Source organism: Roseomonas sp. SRI_022, assembly GCF_057586215.1.
Genome location: NZ_JBYCZL010000015.1, coordinates 82,237 through 101,799, shown reverse-complemented (window position 1 = coordinate 101,799; position 19,563 = coordinate 82,237). Strand labels below are relative to the sequence as shown.

At 70.0% G+C, this 19,563-nt stretch carries 12 protein-coding genes; 8 read left to right on the top strand and 4 right to left on the bottom strand.

Annotated elements, in window-relative coordinates:
* The first annotated feature begins 17 nt into the window (after positions 1 to 17).
* From AC2YHJ_RS16385 to AC2YHJ_RS16360, 6 genes are all read left to right on the top strand, one after another.
* Positions 18 to 758, top strand: a complete 741-nt coding sequence (locus tag AC2YHJ_RS16385) for a phosphoribosyltransferase (RefSeq protein ID WP_487397175.1) — start codon at positions 18 to 20, stop codon at positions 756 to 758.
* The gene (locus tag AC2YHJ_RS16380) at positions 755 to 2,314 is read left to right on the top strand and encodes an ABC transporter substrate-binding protein (protein ID WP_487397148.1); all 1,560 of its coding nucleotides are present in this window, start codon (positions 755 to 757) and stop codon (positions 2,312 to 2,314) included. The genes AC2YHJ_RS16385 and AC2YHJ_RS16380 overlap by 4 nt, the downstream gene beginning before the upstream one ends.
* 67 nt (positions 2,315 to 2,381) lie before the next feature.
* Positions 2,382 to 5,273, top strand: coding sequence for a molybdopterin oxidoreductase family protein (locus AC2YHJ_RS16375; protein WP_487397147.1), 2,892 nt, complete (start codon positions 2,382 to 2,384; stop codon positions 5,271 to 5,273).
* Positions 5,270 to 6,007 (top strand): 4Fe-4S dicluster domain-containing protein, encoded by a 738-nt coding sequence (locus tag AC2YHJ_RS16370; RefSeq protein ID WP_487397146.1) that lies wholly within the window; start codon positions 5,270 to 5,272, stop codon positions 6,005 to 6,007. The genes AC2YHJ_RS16375 and AC2YHJ_RS16370 overlap by 4 nt, the downstream gene beginning before the upstream one ends.
* Positions 6,004 to 6,945, top strand: a complete 942-nt coding sequence (locus AC2YHJ_RS16365; protein WP_487397145.1) for a dimethyl sulfoxide reductase anchor subunit family protein — start codon at positions 6,004 to 6,006, stop codon at positions 6,943 to 6,945. Before AC2YHJ_RS16370 ends, AC2YHJ_RS16365 begins: the two co-directional genes overlap by 4 nt.
* A 164-nt stretch (positions 6,946 to 7,109) precedes the next feature.
* The gene (locus AC2YHJ_RS16360; protein ID WP_487397144.1) at positions 7,110 to 8,603 is read left to right on the top strand and encodes an ABC transporter substrate-binding protein; all 1,494 of its coding nucleotides are present in this window, start codon (positions 7,110 to 7,112) and stop codon (positions 8,601 to 8,603) included.
* 139 nt (positions 8,604 to 8,742) lie between these two features.
* Here the strand turns inward: AC2YHJ_RS16360 and AC2YHJ_RS16355 are convergent, their stop codons facing one another.
* Positions 8,743 to 9,630 (bottom strand): LysR family transcriptional regulator, encoded by an 888-nt coding sequence (locus AC2YHJ_RS16355; RefSeq protein ID WP_487397143.1) that lies wholly within the window; start codon positions 9,628 to 9,630, stop codon positions 8,743 to 8,745.
* A 93-nt stretch (positions 9,631 to 9,723) separates the two neighbouring features.
* On the opposite strand from AC2YHJ_RS16355, the gene AC2YHJ_RS16350 reads away from it, so the two are divergent.
* The gene (locus tag AC2YHJ_RS16350; protein ID WP_487397142.1) at positions 9,724 to 10,119 is read left to right on the top strand and encodes a tautomerase family protein; all 396 of its coding nucleotides are present in this window, start codon (positions 9,724 to 9,726) and stop codon (positions 10,117 to 10,119) included.
* Positions 10,116 to 10,313, top strand: a complete 198-nt coding sequence (locus tag AC2YHJ_RS16345) for a DUF1127 domain-containing protein (protein WP_487397141.1) — start codon at positions 10,116 to 10,118, stop codon at positions 10,311 to 10,313. Before AC2YHJ_RS16350 ends, AC2YHJ_RS16345 begins: the two co-directional genes overlap by 4 nt.
* Positions 10,314 to 10,508: 195 nt before the next feature.
* Here the strand turns inward: AC2YHJ_RS16345 and AC2YHJ_RS16340 are convergent, their stop codons facing one another.
* Genes AC2YHJ_RS16340 through bcsQ form a run of 3 tightly spaced genes read right to left on the bottom strand, consistent with a single transcriptional unit; the run spans position 10,509 to position 19,563 of the window.
* Positions 10,509 to 14,216 carry a cellulose biosynthesis protein BcsC gene (locus AC2YHJ_RS16340; RefSeq protein ID WP_487397140.1) on the bottom strand — a complete coding sequence of 1,236 codons (3,708 nt, stop codon included), beginning with the start codon at positions 14,214 to 14,216 and terminating at the stop codon, positions 10,509 to 10,511.
* Positions 14,213 to 18,739, bottom strand: a complete 4,527-nt coding sequence (bcsA, locus tag AC2YHJ_RS16335) for a UDP-forming cellulose synthase catalytic subunit (protein WP_487397139.1) — start codon at positions 18,737 to 18,739, stop codon at positions 14,213 to 14,215. Before bcsA ends, AC2YHJ_RS16340 begins: the two co-directional genes overlap by 4 nt.
* The gene (gene bcsQ / locus AC2YHJ_RS16330) at positions 18,736 to 19,563 is read right to left on the bottom strand and encodes a cellulose biosynthesis protein BcsQ (protein ID WP_487397138.1); all 828 of its coding nucleotides are present in this window, start codon (positions 19,561 to 19,563) and stop codon (positions 18,736 to 18,738) included. Before bcsQ ends, bcsA begins: the two co-directional genes overlap by 4 nt.

The window sequence follows — 19,563 nt, the reverse complement described above, 5'->3', positions numbered from 1 at the left end:
CTGTCTCCGTTGCTGCGCTGCGGCGAAGATGCCACGTTGGCGGCCATTCCACTACGGGCGCCCCAATGGAGTTCTGGCAAGCCTTCTCCGCCCCCGACGGCGAGGACGGACCCTTCACCGACCGCTATCCCGCGCCGATGCCGGATGGCTCGCGGCTCGTGCTGCCGCTGCGCGACTATGGCGATGTCGCGGTCGCCGGCTTCATCGCCAACCAGGCGGCGATCGCGGTGGCGAAACGGATCGGCGGCTGGATGGCGGAGGCGGCAAGCGACCTCGGCGCCGAGATCGTGGTCGGCATGCCGACGCTGGGCCAAGTGTTCGCGCCGCTGGTCGCGGAAGGTCTCGGCCACGCCAACTGGATCGCCCCGGGATGGTCGCGCAAGCGCTGGTACGATGAGGCGTTGTCCGTGCCGGCCTCATCCTCCACCGCGCCGGCAGAACGCCGGTTGTGGCTTGACCCGCGCATCCTGCCTCGCCTCGCCGGGCGGCGGGCGCTGCTGGTGGACGACGTGATCTCGACCGGGTCCTCGGCGCTGGCGGGCGTAGCCCTGCTGGAACGCGCCGGCGTACGGCCGGCAGGGCTGCTGGTGGCGATGGCGCAGGGCGATCGCTGGCGCGGCGATTGGCCCGCCGATATTCCGGTGCGCGCGGCCTTCGCCACGCCTATCTTCGGGCGCGTTGCGGGTGGCTGGCTGCCGCGCGCGGGGAGCGCGCCGCTCGATCTCTGCCCGCTGATGCCGCGCAAGGATGCCGCATGAAACGCCTGCTGATCGCCGCCGCAGCGGCCGCCATCGCCCTGCCTGCTGCCGCGCAGGACCGCGCATCCCTGCGCATCGGTGTCGAGGCCGGGCCAACCAGCCTCGACCCGCACTATGCCAGCCTGATCACCAACATCGCCTTCGCACGGCATGTCTTCCAGCCGCTGGTGGAACAGGACCACCGCCAGGTGCTGCGCCCGGCCATCGCACGGTCCTGGCGCGTGATCGATGACACCACCTGGGAGCTGGAGCTGAACCCGCAGGCGCGCTTCTCCGACGGCCGCCCTGTCACCGTCGAGGATGTCGCCTTCACCATCCAGCGCGCGGGGGATGTGCCGAACAGCCCGTCCTCCTTCCGCTACGCGACGCGCCCGGTCACCGCGGTGGAGGCGGTCGGGCCGCATACGCTTCGGTTGCGCACGAACGGCCCCTTCCCGCTGCTGCTCAACCAATTGGCGCTGGTGATGGTGGTGCCGAAGCGGGACGGGCTGACGACCGCCGCCTTCAATGACGGCTCAGCGATGATCGGCAGCGGGCCGTACCGCCTGACCTCCTGGCAGCCGGGCCAGCCCGTGCGCTATGCGCGCAACGATGCCTTCACCGGCACTGCCCCCGCCTTCCCCACCGTTGAATTCCGCCCCATCGCCAATGCGGGTGCGCGCGTCGCCGCGCTGCAATCGGGCGATGTGGATCTGATCGAGATCATCCCGCCCGAGCAGTTCGAACGCTTCCGGACGAACCCGCGCTTCGCCACGGCACAGAGCCCATCGAACCGGCTGATCTTCCTCACGCTCGATTCCGGGCGGGAGGAAAGCCCGCATATCCGCGTCCCCGACGGATCGCCGCTGCGCAACCCGCTGCGCGATGCGCGGGTGCGCCGAGCGCTATCCATCGCCATCAACCGTGAGGCGCTGGTGACGCGCACCCTGCAGGGCCAGGCGGTGGCGGCCGGCGACCTCGGGCCCGCGGGGTATTTCGGCACCTCGCCCGATCTCACCCCGCCGGCCTTCGACCCCGATGGCGCGCGGCGGCTACTGGCCGAGGCCGGATTCCCGCGCGGCTTCGCCGTCCAGGTGAACGGCCCCAACGACCGCTATGTGAATGACGAACAGGTGGTGCAGGCGATCGCCCAGTTCTGGACGCGCATCGGCCTGCAGGCGAGCGTCGAGGTGAAGCCGCGCGGCGTCTGGCTGACCGAGGCGGCGCAGCTGCGCTACTCGGCGAACCTTGCCGGCTTCTCCCCCAATCCGGAGGTGCTGGGCATGCTGGTGACGCAGGTGCATTCCTGGGACACCGCACTTGGCATGGGCACGGCAAATCGCGGCCGGTTCAGCAACCCTGAGATCGACGCGCTGATCCAGCGCGCCGGCACCACCATGAACGATGCCGAGCGCGAACGTCTGAGCCAGGAGGCGACGCGCCGCGCCATCCGCGACGAGACGGCGCTGATCCCGCTCTACTTCCAGGTGAACACCTGGGCGATGCGCCAGGGCATCACCTATGAGGCGCGGACGGACGAGATGACGCTGGCCTTCTCCGCCGGTCGCGCGCCGTAGGGTCAGGGCGGCCGGTTGCGAGGCGTTCGCATCGCCCCGCCGCCCCCCTTTGCGCAGCCCGCGGGGCATGCGCTACTCCGGTGAAGACGTTCAGGGGAAGACCATGCCGGCGGATGGTGGCGCGACAGACAGGATCATCTATTCGGCGCCGATCGGCGACGAGGTGAAGACCACCACCTGCTATATGTGCGCCTGCCGCTGCGGCATCCGCGTGCATCTCAAGGATGGCCGCGTCCGCTACATCGAAGGCAATCCCGACCATCCCGTGAACAAGGGCGTGCTCTGCGGCAAGGGCAGCGCCGGGATCATGACGCAGTATTCGCCGGCCAGGCTGCAGGCGCCGCTGAAGCGCGTCGGGCCGCGCGGGTCGGGCGAATATGCCGAGATCTCCTGGGACGAGGCGATGGACATCGCCACGGGCTGGCTGAAGCATGTGCGGGAGACGGATCCCAAGAAGCTCGCCTTCTTCACCGGCCGTGACCAATCGCAGTCGCTGACCGGATTCTGGGCGGCGCAGTTCGGCACGCCCAATTTCGCGGCGCATGGCGGGTTCTGTTCGGTCAACATGGCGGCCGGCGGGCTCTACACCATCGGCGGATCCTTCTGGGAATTCGGCGAGCCGGATTGGGAGCACGCGAAGTACCTGATGATCTTCGGCGTCGCCGAGGATCATGATTCCAACCCGATCAAGACCGGCCTTGCGGGGTTGAAGAAGCGCGGGGCCAAGGTCGTCTCCGTGAATCCGGTGCGCACCGGGTATTCCGCCGTCGCCGATGAATGGGTCGGCATCCGTCCGGGCACGGACGGGCTGCTCATCATGGCGCTGATCCATGAGTTGATCCGCACCGACCGCGTCGATGGCGAATTCCTCGTCCGCTACACCAATGCGCCGTGGCTCGTGGTACGCAATCCGGGCGGGGCGGATGACGGGCTGTTCGCCCGCGATGCGGATGGCAAGCCGCTGGCCTGGGACCGCGCGCGCGGCGCGATCGCCGCCGACGACGTGACGCTGAGCGCCGTGCTGGTCGGCGACTTCACCCTGCCCGATGGCCGGCGCGTGCAGCCGGTGTTCAACCTGATGGCCGAACGCTATCTCGGCGAGGAATATGCGCCGGAGGCCGTGGCGGAGCGCTGTGGCTTCTCCGCCGATCGCATCCGGCGCCTCGCCGCCGAGATCGCCGATGTCGCCTTCAACCAGCCACTGACGCTCGACATTCCCTGGACCGATGTCTGGGGCCGCAAGCATGACACGATGGTCGGCCGTCCCGTGGCCTTCCACGCCATGCGTGGCATCAGCGCGCATTCCAACGGCATGCACACCTGCCGCGCGCTGCACATCCTGCAGATGGTGCTGGGCGCGGTCGATACGCCGGGGTCCTGGCGCTACAAATCGCCCTTCCCGCGGCCGATCCCCCCTGGCCCGGGGCCCGCCGGCAGGGGTGCCAAGCCGAATACGCCGCTCGCGGGCAATATCCTCGCCTTCACGCACGGGCCGGACGACCTGTTGGTCGAGGATGACGGCACGCCGCTGCGGATCGACCATGCCTTCTCCTGGGAGGCGCCGCTCGGCCTGCATGGGATGATGCATTCCGTCATCGGCCATGCCGAGAAGGGCGATCCGTACAAGATCGACACGCTGTTCATGTTCATGGCGAACATGGCGTGGAACAGCGCGATGAACCCGCTGGAGACGATCCGCTGCCTGACGGCGCAGGACGAGAATGGCGACTACGTCATCCCGCACGTCATCTACTCGGATGCCTTTTTCAGCGAGACGGTTCCCTATGCGGATCTGATCCTGCCGGATACGACCTATCTGGAACGCTGGGATGCGATCAGCATCCTCGATCGCCCGATCGGGTCCTCGCATGGGCCGGGCGACGCGATCCGCCAACCCGTGGTCAAGCCCGACCGCAACGTGCGGCCCTTCCAGGAGGTGCTGATCGAACTCGGTGCGCGGCTTGGCCTGCCCGCTTTCGTCAATGAGGATGGCAGCCCGCGCTTCAAGGACTATCCGGACTACATCGTGAACCATCAGCGCACGCCGGGCGTCGGTCCGCTGGCGGGCTGGCGCGGCGAAGACGGATCGAAGAAGGGTGTCGGCGACCCCAACAAGGACCAGTTGCAGCGCTACATCGACAATGGCTGCTTCTGGCGCCACCACCTGGCGCCCGAGGAATCCTACTTCAAGCACGCGAACGCGACCTACCTCGCCAATGCCAAGGCGATGGGGATGATGGGCAACTCCAATCAGATCGTGCTGCAGATCTGGTCGGAACCCTTGCAGAAGTTCCGCCTCGCCGCCGAGGGCCATGGCGCGAAGCAGCCGCCGGAGCATCTGCGCGAGCGCGTGCGGACCTATTGCGACCCGCTGCCCTTCTGGTACGCGCCGCTCGAACAACAGCAGCACGACACCGAACCCTATCCGCTGTCGGCCGTCACACAGCGGCCGATGGCGATGTACCATTCCTGGGGCTCGATGAACGCCTGGCTGCGGCAGATCCACGGGTCGAACAAGCTGTACATGTCGCGCGAACGCGCGACGGCAGAGGGCCTCGCCCAGGACGACTGGGTCTGGGTGGAAAGCCGCAACGGGCGCGTGAAGGCGCAGCTCTCGCTGATGGAAGGCGTGAACCGCGACACCGTCTGGACCTGGAATGCCATCGGCAAGCGCGCGGGGGCCTGGATGCTGTCGGCCGATGCCGCGGAATCGCAGCGCGGCTTCCTGCTGAACCATGTCATCAGCGAGTGGTTGCCGGCGCAGACCGGTCCACGCCTCGCCAATGCCGACCCGGTCACCGGACAGGCCGCCTGGTACGACCTGCGCGTCAAGGTGACGAAGGTCGCTCCCGGCGAGGAAGGCGTGACGGCGCCCTATCCCACCATGCTCGAACCACCGCCGGACATGCCCGCACCACCCGACATCCTTCGCTTCAATGCAGGGGGGAAGAAGTCATGACCTCGCTGCCGCAACCGGGGGCGAAGAAGCTCGGCCTCGTCATCGACCTCGACACCTGCGTCGGCTGCCAGGCCTGCGCGACGAACTGCAAGGAATGGAACACCAGCGGCCACATGGCGCCGCTGCCTGACCATCACCCCTATTCCGCCGGCCAGGAGGGCGTGTGGTTCAACCGCGTCCATTCCTATGAGGCCGGCGAAGGCGAGGAAGGCCGCACCGTCCACTTCCCACGGTCCTGCCTGCATTGCGAAACGCCCGCCTGCGTGACCGTCTGCCCCACCGGCGCGTCCTACAAGCGCGCCGAGGACGGCATCGTGCTGGTCAACACCGATATCTGCATCGGCTGCCAGCTCTGCGCCTGGGCCTGCCCCTATGGCGCGCGCGAGTTCGACGACGACCAGGGCGTGATGAAGAAGTGCACGCTTTGCGTGGACCGCATCTACAACGAGACCATCCCCGAGGAGCGCCGCGTCCCGGCCTGCGTGTCCACCTGCCCGGCCAATGCACGCCACTTCGGCGACCTTGGCGATCCCAACAGCGATGTCTCCAAGCTGGTGGCCGATCGCGGCGGTTTCGAGTTGATGCCTGAGCTCGGCTACAAGCCGGTCAACCGCTACCTGCCTCCGCGCCGCGCGCCGAAACCCGATGCCGGGCCGCCGAAGGATGCCGGGCCGCTGCCGTCCCAGATCAAGAACCCGCTGCTGCGCTGGGTCGACAAGGTGCTGTCCCGATGAATCCGGCTCCATCGATCATCTTCTTCACCGTCGCCTCGGGTGCGGGCTACGGGCTGCTGTTCTGGATGGGGCTGCTGCGGGCGCTTGGCATGGTGCCGCGCACGGCGGGCTTCGGGGCGCTCGCCGTCGGCGTCGCGCTGGTGCTGGTTATGCTGGGGCTGCTGTCCTCGACCGCCCATCTCGGGCGGCCGGAGCGCGCCTGGCGGGCGCTGAGCCAGTGGCGCTCCTCCTGGCTGTCGCGGGAAGGTGTGGCGGCGGTGCTGACCTTCACGCCGGCCGGCCTGTTCTTCCTCGCGCTGGTCGGCCAGACCGAGTGGCTCGCGCTGCCCGCCGGGCTGCTTGCCGCCGCAGGTGCCGTGGTGACGGTGTGGTGCACCGGCATGATCTATGCCTCGCTCCCGACCATCCGGCAGTGGCATCACCCGCTGGTCGCACCCGGCTACCTGCTGTTCGGCGCCTTCTCCGGTGCGGCGCTGCTCGCGATGCTGGCAGGCTTCTGGGGTGCTGCGACGATCCCGGCGGCGATCGCCGCAGTGCTCGGCGCGGCAGCCTTCGTGCTGAAGCGCGCCTATTGGAACAGCGTCGATTCCGGCCGGCCGATCGCGACGATGGAAACGGCCACGGGCCTCGGCTTCATCGGCAAGGTCCGCACCCTCGACCCCCCGCATACCGAGACCAACTACCTGCTGCGGGAGATGGCCTTCCGCATCGGTCGCGTCCATGCGGCGCGGCTACGGCGCATCGCATCCCTCGCGGGCTTCGCCGGACCGGCGGTGTTGCTGGGCCTCGCGCTGCTGACTGGCGGCGTGCCCGCGGCGGTGCTCGCCATCGCCGCTGCCGGGCTGGCGACAGCCGGGCTGCTGGCCGAACGCTGGCTGATGTTCGCCGAGGCGACACACACCGTCGCGCTGTATTACGGGGCCGGCGAGGCGGGCTGACGCCGCCGCGCTTGCCTCCGCCCCTCCCTTCCCCAAGGATCACCGCCAGGGATCCAGGGAAGGGCAAGGCCATGAAGCGCTCCGAGTTCCTGCGGCTGTCGGCCACCGGGCTTCTGGCGGCGGGCCTGCCACGACCTGGTGCGGCGTAGGGCGATGCGGCCGGCATGCTGCGTGCCGGCTTGAAGCTCAGCCCGACCTCGATGGATCCGCATTTCCGGCTGTCCGGCGAGCAGAACCTGCTGCGCGCCGTCCATGCGCGGCTGGTCGGCATGACGCCGGACGGCAAGCCGGAACCCGGCGTGGCGCAATCCTGGCGGCCGGTGCAGGACGGGCGCGCCTGGGAGTTCACTGTCCGCGCCGACGCGAAATTCTCCGACGGCAGCCCCATCACGGCCGAGGACGTCGCCTATTCCATCGCGCGCGTGCCGACCATCGAGGGGTCGGCCGGGGCCTACCACATCTTCGTGCGCGCCATCACGCGCACCGAGGTCACCGGCCCCCGCACCATCCTGCTGCACACCGCCGAACCCTATCCCTTCATGGTCGAGGACATGACCGAGGTCGCGGTGATCGCGAAATCCCTCGGCCCCAACCTGCGCACGGCGGATTTCAACAGCCAGGCGGTGAAGGTCTTCTCCGGTCCCTATACGCTGACCGACTACCGCTTCGGCGAGTTCGTCGCCATGCAGCGCAATCCGCACTGGTTCGGCCCGGCACCGACATTCGCCGCGGCGAACTTCAAGGTCATCGCCACCGATTCCAGCCGCATGGCCGCGCTTCTGGCCGGTGACGTGCAGGCGGTGGATGAGGTCGCGGTCGCCGACATCGCGCGGCTGCGGCGCGATGCCGCGCTGAACGTCACGCAGATCGCCGGCATGCGCGTGATGTACATCGCGATGGACATGGACCGCGACGTGTCGCCGTTCGTGCGCGACGCCAATGGCCAGCCGATGACGCGCAATCCGTTCAAGGATGCGCGCGTGCGCCAGGCGCTGTCCTTCGCGATCAACCGCACCGCGATCGTCGATCGCGTGATGGAAGGTGCCGCGACTGTCGCCTCCAACCTGCTGCCCGACGGCACGCCGGGTACTTCCGCCGCGCTTGGCGTGACACCCTATGATCCCGAGCGTGCACGCAGCCTGCTGACTGCCGCGGGTTATCCAAACGGATTCCAGTTGACGCTGCACGCGACCAATGACCGCTATCCGAATGACGACAAGGTGGCGCAGGCCATCGCGCAGTTCTGGACGCGCATCGGCGTACGGACGGAGGTCGCGACGCTGCCCAACGCCGCCTTCTTCCCCGCCGCCGCGCGCCAGCAATTCAGTGTCTTCGCCGCGCAATACGGGGCGGACAACATCTCCTACGCCTATCGTGCGCTGGTGCACGCATACAACCAGTCGCAGGGCCTCGGCACGGCGAACCGCACACGGCACGCCAGCCCGCGCGGCGACGCGCTGGTGACCCAGGCGCTGACCGAAATGGATGAGACGAAGCGCAACGGCCTGCTCGCCCGTGCCTCGGAGATCGCAATCGGCGAGGAGGCGATCATCCACATGATCTACCACCCCGCCTATGTGTACGCGGCACGCAAGCCGGTCTCGGTGACGCCGTACTACAACGGGGCCTTCCTGCCGCAGGCGGTCACGCGGGGCTAACACCGGTCAGCCTTCCGGCTGACTCGGCATCAGAGCCTTGGTTTTGCGCGCGGCCGCCCCACCAACCCCGCGCGCCGTACCATTCGCCTTTCCGATGACCCGGTCACCGGAAAGGCGAAGGGTATGACACGGACGGCCCTCACATGGCCGCATGCGCGGCCATGAAGTTCACGAAGGCCTGGATGCGCGGCATACGGTGGCGCCCCGGTGCGGTGATCGCCCAGACCGGCACCTCCTCCGATGCATGCTCGGCCTCCAGCAACGGCAGCAACCGCCCGTCGGCGATCGCGTCGAGGACGACGAACTCGCTCACGCGAATGATGCCGAGGCCGGCCAGCGCCAAGTCGCATAGCGCATCGGCGCTGTCGGTCGTGAGCGGGCCGCGCACGGCCAAGGCGGCGATTCCGTCGCCGTCGCGGAAGGGCCAGATGGTCAGCCGCGCGTGGCCATGCAGCACGATGCAATCATGCGTCAGCAGGTCGGCCGGCTGCCGCGGCGTGCCTCGCCTGGCCAGATAGGCAGGCGCGGCACAGATCACCCGCCGCCCCTCGGCGATGCGGCGTGCGATCAGTCCGGAATCCTCCAGCGCCCCCGTGCGCAGCACCACATCGGCCCCTTCCGCGATGAGGTCCACGCGCCGATCGGTCACCGTCAGGTCGATCGTGATGTCCGGGTACTCGGCGCGAAAGGCCGGCAGCAGCGGGATCAGCCGGTGCCGGGCATAGGCCGTGCCGGTGTTCACGCGCAGATGCCCGCGGGGCCGCCCGCGGCCGGCGGTCACCTCGGTCTCGGTGGCCTCGATCAAAGCAAGGATGTCGCGGGCACGCGCCACATAGGTTTCCCCTTCCGGCGTCAAGGCGATGCGGCGCGTGGTGCGCGTCAGCAGCCTGACACCGAGCCGCGCCTCCAGCCGCTGGACCAGCTTGGATAGGGCGGAGGGCGTGAGTGGCGAACCGCGCGCAGCGGCCGCGAAGCCCCCGCGCTCGACGATGCGCAGGAAGGCGGCCATCTCGTCCGACTGGCCCATTACGGACTCCAGTTCATCAATCCCGCGCGAACATACCGAATTATCGCCTGCCGGGCGATGCGCGAAACAGGGGGGCAGCAAAGGAGATCCTCCATGCCCCTCGTTCGCATCGATGTTCCTCAGCACTGGCCCGAGGCCCGCATCGCAGCCCTGGCGGATGCCGTGCATGCCGCCCTGGTCGAGACCGTGGACGTCCCGGTCAATGACCGCTTCCAGGTCGTCACCGCGCATGCGCCGCAGCGGCTGATCCTGGACCGCACCTATTTCGGCGTGGATCGCGGTGCGGACGCGCTGGTGGTGCAGGTCACCTTCCGCCGTGGCCGCAATGAGGAGAAGAAGCGCGCGCTCTACGCATCCCTCGCCGCGCGCGCGAAAGCGCTCGGCATCCGGCCCGAGGATGTGATGATCGTGCTGCAGGAGAACACGCCGGTGGACTGGTCCTTCGGCGCTGGCATTGCGCAGATGGCGCCGGCGGAGTTGGTGGCATGAACGCGCGCACCATGACCTGGACCGGGCCGTCTGCGTCGCAGAATTCCACCTGGCGGGCGCTGGTCGATCGCTGGACGACGCGCCTGCGTGAACGCGCCGAGATGGCGACGATGACGGCGCGGGAGAGGAAGGATGCCGGTCTCACCGCCTATGACGTCGAGTTGGAATGCAGCAAGCCGTTCTGGCGGGGCTGATGGCGCCGGGGGATGCGATGGTCGGTGCGGCAGGCTTCGAACCCGCGCCGCCCAACCGCCCCCCCTCGCCCTCCCTGCCCGTGCACGTGCCAGGCGCGAATTCCTGGGCGGAGGACGGGGACGGCGTGCACGGCGATGCCGGCCCCGACGGGCGCAATCGCCGGCCGCATCGCGCCAGGATACGCGACCACCGCGCTATTCCGGCAGCCGATACCGTACATACACCCCGGCCCGACCCTCGTTCCAATTGGCCGCGCGGTCGTAGCGAATGAGTGCGCCCAGGACGAGGTCACGCGACAACGCGTATTCGAGGTCGCCGCGCAGGCTGCCGATCACGCCGCTCTCGCTCTGCGACGGATTCACCGCGATGATGAGAGGGTTCTGCGCCGCGCGTGCGACAAGCTGCGCCTGCAGCCCAGGATCGCTCGGGAAGACCGGGGACTGGTCCTCCGACCACACCGCATAGCCCAGTGACCCGCCGAGCCGCCACGACCAATCCCCCGAACGCGCCCGCCAATCCACCGGGACGTTCAGCGCCGTGTAGCTCTGCGGACTGAAGTAGCCGCCCTGCCCCAGCGTGAAGAACCGCAGGTTCTTGTCATAGGCGAAGTAGACCAGGTCGAGCCCGACGTTGATCGATTCATCCGGCCGGCGCACCACGGCATAGGACCCGCCGGCGCCGGCCTCGATGCGCGAATTGTCCTCGACGCCGCTGCCCTGGAACACGGCATAGCCACCGCCGGCATAGAGGCTGCCATTGCCCTGCGCGTATTCGACCTGCGCACGGCCACCGGTGCGGACAACCCCGCCCCAGACCTCGCCGGTCAGGCTGTCGCGCTGCCCGGCCCAGGACAGCAGGCTGTCCGTGACCGCCCGCCGCTCCCCCGCCACGCGCACGCGCCAACCGCCGCCAAGGCCGGGTGAGACCTCCAGCCCGCCGACGACATTGGTCTGCCGGAAGCCGATGGGCGTGCTGCCGATATCGGCGCGGAACCAGTCGCGCTGATAGGCGAGGTTGAGCCCGACGCCGCCCGCAGTATCACCGCGCGGCGCCAGCATGCCGCCCGGATAGGCGATCGGATTTGCCCCGAAGGATTGCAGCGAGACCAAATCGGCCGGCAGCGACCCCGAACTGATGGAGACCGGCATCACCGTCGCCGCGAGCCGGCCGCCGATGCCCGGCACCCCGACCGAGGCCTCGATCGGCATCGCGACCTCGCTCAGCCGATCGAGCCCTGCCGTGCCGGACCGCCCGCGGACATAGGGCGACGCAACGAAACGCGTTGCCGTCGCCTCCCGTGCCGCTTCCAGTTCACGCGCGATGTCGGCCGAAAGCGGGTCGCGCGCAATGGGTGCGCCCACTGTCATCCCCGCGCTGCGGAAGGGGTTGGAGTCCACCATCTCGCCGGGGATGAAGGCCATCGGGACGGCCTCGCCCAACTGCGAACGGCGCTGTTCCTCCGCCAGCTGCGCGGCGCGCAGCGCGCCCCTGCCATCGCCCTGCGCCCGTGACAGCCGCGCCTGCATCAGGGAGACGCGGGCCTCGTTCGGCGCCAGCGCCCGACCCTCATCCACCAGCGCCTGCGCCTGCCGCCAGTCGCGCGCGGCGATCGCCGCATCCACCGCACCGGCGCGCGCATTGAGGTTGCGCGGATCGCGGGCCAGCACCGCCTCCGCGATACGCTGCGCATCCTCCGGCCGCCGCGCGCCCTGGTACAGCCGCGCCAAAGCGAGGTTGGCCGCCGGATCATCCGGGGTGCGGCTCAGCACCGGCCTCAGCCGGTCGAAGCCCGCCGCCTGGTCACCGGCTTCGTTCGCACGGTCCGAGGCACGCACCGCGATGCCGGCGAGCAGCGCATCCGCCTGACGCCGGTTCTCGGTGGACAAGCCGGGATCGGTCACCACGCCGCGCACCATCGCCGTGGCCTGCTGCTCCAGCCCCGCTTCCAGCAAGGCGCCGCCGATGGCCAGCCGCGCGGCGGCCGAGGGCGAGCGGTTCACCGCCACGGCGACGCGCGCCGCCTCCTCGGCCCCGCGCGTGTCGCCGAGCCGCCCGAAGGCGCGCACCACCGACGCCGCCGCCGCCCCGGATGCATCCTGCCGGGCAGCGATGGCCAGCAGCCGCTGTCGCCCTTCGAAACCGCCGATGGCGGCGGCCTCCTCGACCTCCGACGCGACGCGGGTGCGCTGCGCGAGCCGCGCCATGTCGGGCGAGCGTCGCCCCGACGGCACACGCGCGATCAGCGCCGCCGCATCGGCGAGACGCCCCTGCTCCTCCGCGAACAGAGCCGCAGCGAACAGCGCATCCGATCCGGCACGTGCTTCGCTCAGCGGGGCCTCGATGATGGCGCGCGCTTCCGCACCCTCACCCTGCCGGGCCAGTGCACGCGCAAGGTCAAGCCGGATCCATGGATCGTTCGGTGCCTCACCCAATGCACCACGCAGCAGCGCCGTCGCCGTGGCCGCATCCGGCGCGCGGGCCGCTTCCGCCCGCAGGCGCGACCCGGCGCCGCCGCTTCCGCCCCCGGCAGTGGCCGGCGCCGGCACGCGCAGGCGGCGCGCCAGGTCTTCCGCCTCTGCCGTGCGTCCCTGCTGGCGCAGGGATCGTTCCAGCCCTTCCATCGCCGGTTGGAAATTCGGCCGGCGCGCCAAGGCGGTGCGGAAGCGCTGCTCGGCGCCCGCCGCATCGTTGCGCCGCAGCGCGATGTCCCCGAGCAGCACCTCCGCATCCGTGCGGTCGGCGGCATTGCGCGCAACGGCACGCCGCAACGTCGCCTCCGCAGCGTCGATCTCGCCGCGTCGCAATTGCGCGCGGCCCTCGGCGAGCTCGACGCTATAGGCCGCGCCGTCCAGTGCCGGCCGCCAATTCGCCGCGCGCGCCGGGTCGGCTGCGATGGCGCGTTCAAGCAGGCCGCGCGCCTCGGCCGCGCGCCCTTCGCGCAGCCGCACCACGCCGAGACCGCCCAGCGCGTCCGCGTCGTCCGGGTTGCGGGCGAGCGCCGCTTCGAAGGATCGCGCCGCGTCTCGCAGGCGGTTCGCGTCGAGCTGCTCAAAGCCTTCCTGGCGTGGTCCTGCGCCAGCCTCGGCAGCGCGCCGCGTCGGGTCGCGCACCTCCGCAAGGCGCCGTTCGATTGCCGCATCGCCTGGCCGCATCGCGAGGAAGGCCTGCAACGGCGCCTCCGCGGCCGGCCCAGTGCCAAGCCATAGCAGCGCCTGCCGCCAGGCCTGCACCGCTTGGGCCGAGGTCGCCGGGTCGCGCGCGAGTTCCGCAAGCTGGGCGATACCCTGCGCCCGTGTCGGTTCCCGCCACGTGAGCACCTGCGCCGCCGCGACGCGCGCGCGCCCGTCCTGCGGCCTGCGCGCGGCCAGGGCAGCGAGCTGTCGCCGCGCTTCCTCCCATCCGCCTTCGGTGCCGGCCAGCGTCAACCAGTATTCCACGGCGTAGATATCGGGCGGCGTGCCGGCACCGAAGGCATCGCGATAGCGTGTCAGCGCCTCGGGCACGCGCCCGTCGCGGGACAGGCGGCGCGCTTCGTCGATCGCATCGCGATTCACGGTGACACCGCGCAGTGCATCCTGCGTCCCGGCGATCGCCGGGGCGCCCGGTGCAACGGCGCGCAGACGCGCAAGCAGCGCCTCGGCGGCCTGCCGATCGCCCAGGGCGGCCTGTGATTCAGCCGCGCCGGCCAGGGCCTCTGGGTTGCGCGGGTCAGCCGCCAGGACGCGTTCGAAGGATCGCAGGGCAAGGTCCGGGCGGTTCTGTTCCTGCCAGTGCCGGGCCTGTTGCAGCAGCACGCCAAGCGCGCCCGTCGTCTGCGCCAGCGCCGGGCCGAAGAGCGCCGCGGCCGCGGCCGCGCCGAGCAGGGCGGCACGCAGCCCGTGGAAGGGTCGCGGCCGGTTCATGCGCCACGCCCCCGCAACCGCCGCACCGCGCGCCGTCGCAACGTCACCAGCACGGGGATGCCGATCAGCAGGCTCGCGCCGATCATCATCAGCAGCAGCGCCCATGGTTGCGCCCCCAGATAGTGGTTTGGCCACATCCAGAACGGCAGGGAGCCGACGCCGTACGACGAGGCCGTGCGGAACGACTCGATGCCATCGGCCGTCATCAGTACCAGATCGCCCTGCACGCGCGGGATGCGAGCGGGGTCGCGCACCGCCTCGGCCATGGCCTCCACGGCCGCCGGTGTCGGCGCGGCGATGGCCACCACCGACCGGCCGGCGCGCAGCGGCGACTGCGCACCGGCGACAAAACCCAGCCCCTCGGCCGGTGCCGCCAGAAGCGCCGCGGCACGGATGCGCTCCTCGGGTGGCGGGCCGTCCCAGATCAGGCGCGCGAACCCCTCCATCTGGTCGGGCAGCGACATGGACAGCCGCCCGGCCTCATCGATGCGCAGCGGCACGTCACGCAGCAGCGTCGCCAGGGCCGGTTGGCGCTGGAGCGTGCCGATCACGATCAGATCGCGATCCGCCACCTGCTGCACTTGTCCCGGCCGCACGACCGCGAGCCCGGTCGCCGGCACGCCGACGATGTTCGCCAAGCCGCCGACGACGCCCAGGAACGCGCTGACCTCGACCGGTGACGGGCGGTCCGGCAGCACCACCGCCGTCTCCGACAGGTCGGCGAGCCGCGTGAACGGGAAGCCCGCGCTGGCGAAGTAGGCAAGGTTCGGCAGCATCGCGAAGCGGTGCGCTCGCGACAGGTCGATGGTGCTGCCGGGTTCCACGACCGCCTGCACATCGGCCGGGACGGCAACGCAGTCGCCACGATGCATCGGCCGCATGTCAAAGCGCAGCTGTAGCTCGTTGCGGCCCGAGACGAGCCAGGGCGGCACGCGCGTCGTGGTTTCGCGCGGCAGCTGCCCGATGCCAACCTGCCGCAGCAGCCAGGTCCAAGGCCAGCTCTCCTGATGGCGCAGCGGCAGCGCGCGCAGAAAGGTGCCGCTGACCGACACGTCCAGTCGCGAGACCTCCACATCCAGGATGGGACCTGGCGGGGCGCGGAAACGCAGGTCCAGCGGAAAGCCGTGCTGGCGCCACGTCGCGAGGTCGGGTGCGGTGCGCAGCGGCACGGTGATCGGGCCGGGCGCATAGCCGGTGACCTGCAACTCGCTGCGCTCAACGAGTTCGCCGAGGCTGACGGGACGATCCGTCGGCAGCCAGCGCGGCGCTTCATAGGGTCGCCGCTGCGGCGGGCGCGGCATCGAGACGGTGGCGCTGGTGCCGGACAGCAATTGCGGCGCGAGCGACATCGCCATGGCGGCAGTCGCCGCTTCCGCCGCATTGCGCCCAGCGAGCAGCAGGATCAGGCCGTCCGGGTCACGCGGATTGGCGACCAGCGCCACGGTCGGCCCGGTGAGCGCGGGCAGCGTCAGCCCTTCCGGCACATCCTGCAGTGTCGCGACGACGACAGCATTGCCGCTGCCCGGCAGGCTCGAGGACACGGGGAAGCGTGCGCCACGGTATTCCGCCTGCAGCGCGAACCAGGACGCAGCGAAGGCAGCGCCGCGCAGCAGTTCGTTGCCTGCCGCGTCGGGCAGGACGAAAGGCAGCACCAGGGCTTCACGCAGCTCCCGTGGATCGAAGAAGGGTTCGGGCAGGCGTGCGAGATCCGGCGGCAGCGGCAGCCTTTCGACCGTCATCTGCAGCGAGGAACTCTCGGCCACCGTCATCCACAGCAGGTCCGACAGCGGATCGATGCATTCGGCGCGATAGCGGCCGCTGAAGGCGAAGTTCAGCCGGTTCATCTCAGTGAAGAAGGCCGGGCTGATCGGGTATTCCACCGGCCCGAACGCCGGTCGCGCCGGATCGGGCTGCACCACGCCGAGCAACTGGTCGTTCAGCGTGACGGTGAGTTGGCTGAGTTCCGGGACCAGCGCCGGCGATGCCGCGCCAGAGATGATGAGGCGGGCGTCCGTCACGACCTCGTCGCTGCGGATGCCGAACTGCACGCCCTGCAACGGGGAGACGCCGCGCAACTGCATCGGCCCGCGCAGGCCCAGCTGGCGCAGCGTGCGCACGATGCGGCGGCTCGGCGCAGCGGCCGGAGGTGGTGATGCGGCAGGCACCGGGGCGACGCTCGGGTCGAGGCCCAGCACTGATGGCGGCGGCAGAGTGAAGGGCGGCGGCGCCTCGGGTGCCGGAGCCACTGGCGATGGCGTCGCCGGCGGGGCGGATCGCGACGCCGGCCGCTGCGCCATCGCCGGTGCGGCAAGGACCATCAGGGCGAGCAGCGCCAGCCCCCCGCGCGTCGGCGTCGTGCTCCGCGGTGCGAGCACCTCCGTGCGCCGCTCCGCAACGACCGGGGCGACCGGGCGTCGCAATTCCTCCCGCCGCTGCCGCCGCGCGCGCCACCAGGCGAAGGACAGCTGGGAACGACCGGTGAAGACAGACCCCATCGTCGCCACCACCTCCAGCAGCGAGCGCAGGGGGCGGTCGCGGCGATGACGGTCCCAATCGATCCACGCATCGGCGCGGCCGAAGACGGCGCGCACGATCGTGGCCTCCTCCTCGACCGTCGCGGCGCGGAACAGCAACTGCGCCTCCCCGCCATCGAGACGAAGGAAGGTTGCCGGGATCGCCAGCGTCTCGTGCCCCATCGGCAGTTCCAGCGTTACGGCGGAATCCGGCGTGATGTTGGGCCGTTCCGCAAGGATCAGGCCGGCGCCGCCGAGGGAGAGGTCCTGCGTGCGGGCATCGATGCGTCGTCCATCCGACAGCGCGAGGATTGCCGGCAGGGCGACGTCCACGCGTGCCCGCATCCGCAACTGCCGCCGTTCCCGCCCGGCCGCCACCGAGGCGAGCGTCGGTACGAGGCAGAGCAGCGCCCAGATGCCGTTCAGCAGGAAGGCCTGGCCTTCAAGGCTGCCCCAGGGGTTGGTCGCGACGCCATGGGCCCCGGCCAGGACGCCGGCGATCAACAGCGCGCCCAGCACCGCGCTCGGCCATACCGCGCGCCAGTCGAAGTAGCCTTCCGGCAGAAGGCCGCCTTTCTCAGTCACGTTGAATTTGCCCTTCTTGGGGTCCAGCAGCGTCGCGAGCGTCACCGGCAGCAGCCAGAGCGCGAGCACCGTCTCGTAGATCTCGCTCCAGAAGGAATGACGGACGCTGCCTGCGACGCGGCTGCCCGTCGCCACGGCGTGGAAGATGTGCGGCCCGGCATAGGCCACGATGGCGAGCGGTGATGCCGCGATGACGCTGTGCCCGAGCAGCAGGAACGCGAGCGGTGAGGAGAGGAACACCACGCGCGGCAGCGCGAAGAGGAAGTGGAACATCGCGCTGAAGTAGCAAAGCCGCTGCGGCAGGCTGAGGCCGGGCCCGAGCAGCGGGTTGTCCACCCGCATGATCTGCAGCATGCCGCGGGCCCAGCGCATTCGCTGACCGATATGGATCATCAGCCGTTCGGTCGCGAGGCCCGCCGCCAGTGGCACGCGCAGATAGGCGGTGTTCCACCCCAGCCGCTGCATGCGCAGGGATGCGTGGCAATCCTCGGTCACCGTCTCGGTCGGCACGCCGCCGGCCTCGAGGATGGCGGAACGGCGCAGCACGGCGCAGGACCCGCAGAAGAAGGTGGCGTTCCACAGATCATTGCCCGGCTGCACCAGGCCGTAGAACATCAGGCCCTCGTTCGGCACGTCGCGCCCGTTGGACAGGTTCCGCTCGAACGGGTCGAGCGAGTAGAAATGGTGCGGCGTCTGCAGCATGCCGAGCTTCGGGTCGCGCAGCATCCACCCCAGCGTCATCTGCAGGAAGGCGCGTGTGGGCACGTGGTCGCAGTCGAAGATCGCGATGTACTCGCCATCGGTATGCGCCATGGCGTGGTTGAGGTTGCCCGCCTTCGCACCCTTGTTGTCGGGACGCACCATGTAGCCGGCGCCGCATTCCTCCGCGAAGTCGCGAAAGGCGGAACGACGGCCGTCATCGAGGATCCAGACCTTGAGTTTCTCCGGCGGCCAGTCCATCGCCAAGGCAGCGAGGACGGTCGGGCGCACCACCTCGAGATCCTCGTTATAGGTCGGGATGTAGACATCCACCGTCGGCCAGGTGTCGGGGTCGGCCGGCATTGGCGCGGGCCGGCGTTCCAGTGGCCACAATGTCTGGAAATAGCCGAGCAGCAGCGCCAGCACGGCATAGGCCTCGGCCAGCACAAGGCCGATCATGAAGAAGCCTTGCCAGAAGGTGTCCGGTTCCAGCGTGTCGGCGACGCGCCAATGCAGGTAGCGGAGCGAGACTACGCAGGAGAGCATCGCCAGCACGACCGTCACGCGTCGTCCGGAGAAGCGGTTCAGCACCAGGAAGGTCGCGATGCCGCCGAGCGCGAGCAGTGCCTGGTCGCCCGCCTCCAGCAGCGTGACGATCACCACAAGGGCGAGCACCAGCCCGGTGAGCGCGATCCCCGCGCGCAGGATCCTGGATGCCAGGTTCATGACCGCACCCAGGGGAACAGCGGCGACGACACCGGCGATGGTGCCGGCGCCGCAGCAACAGGCGGCGGCAGGTCCTGAAGCACGGCCGCGGCAAGGTTGGCGATGTCGCCCGCCGCGCTGCTTGTGGGCGCGTGCATGCCGACAGGTTGCTGGCAGGCCAGCGCCTCCGCCACAGCCTCATCCCGGCAGACGGCGCCGGCGAGACGCGGGCCGAGATGCGTCGCGACCCCTTCCGCCGCTGCGATCGACAAGCGCGATTGGCGGTCCACCTGGTTCAGCATGATCCGAAGCTTCGGCCCGAGCAGCGATCCGAGCGTCCCGCGTCCCAGGAAGCGCCCGCCCTCGATATCCGGGATGAGGGCAGTACTCGCCGCATCGGCCAGCAGCACCGCGAGAACAAGCGCGGCCTGCGACGCCAGCACGGACAGCGCGGCCGAAGCGCCCGGTGGCGTATCCGCCACCACGATCAGCGCAGGATCCGCAAGCATGCCGCGCAGCGGACCAGCCAGGGCTTCCGGGTCGCGATCAAGCAGCGCGGCCGTGGCGAGCGCGCCGCGCATATCGGTCTCGCCATAGGGCAGCAGCGCGATCCCGGCCGGTGTGTTCCTGACGCAGGCGCGCCAGTCGGGCTTGTCCTGCAGGCGAATGAAGTATCCGCCGCCATCCGCGATCGGCAGCCCAAGGTGCAACCGAAGGGCATTTTGCGGGTCGCAGTCGATTGCCAGCACCTGACGGCCAGCGCGCTGCAACGCGTGCGCAAGCGCTGCAGCGAGCGATGTCTTGCCGACGCCGCCCTTGGGAGAGGTGAGGCAAAGCAGAGGCAT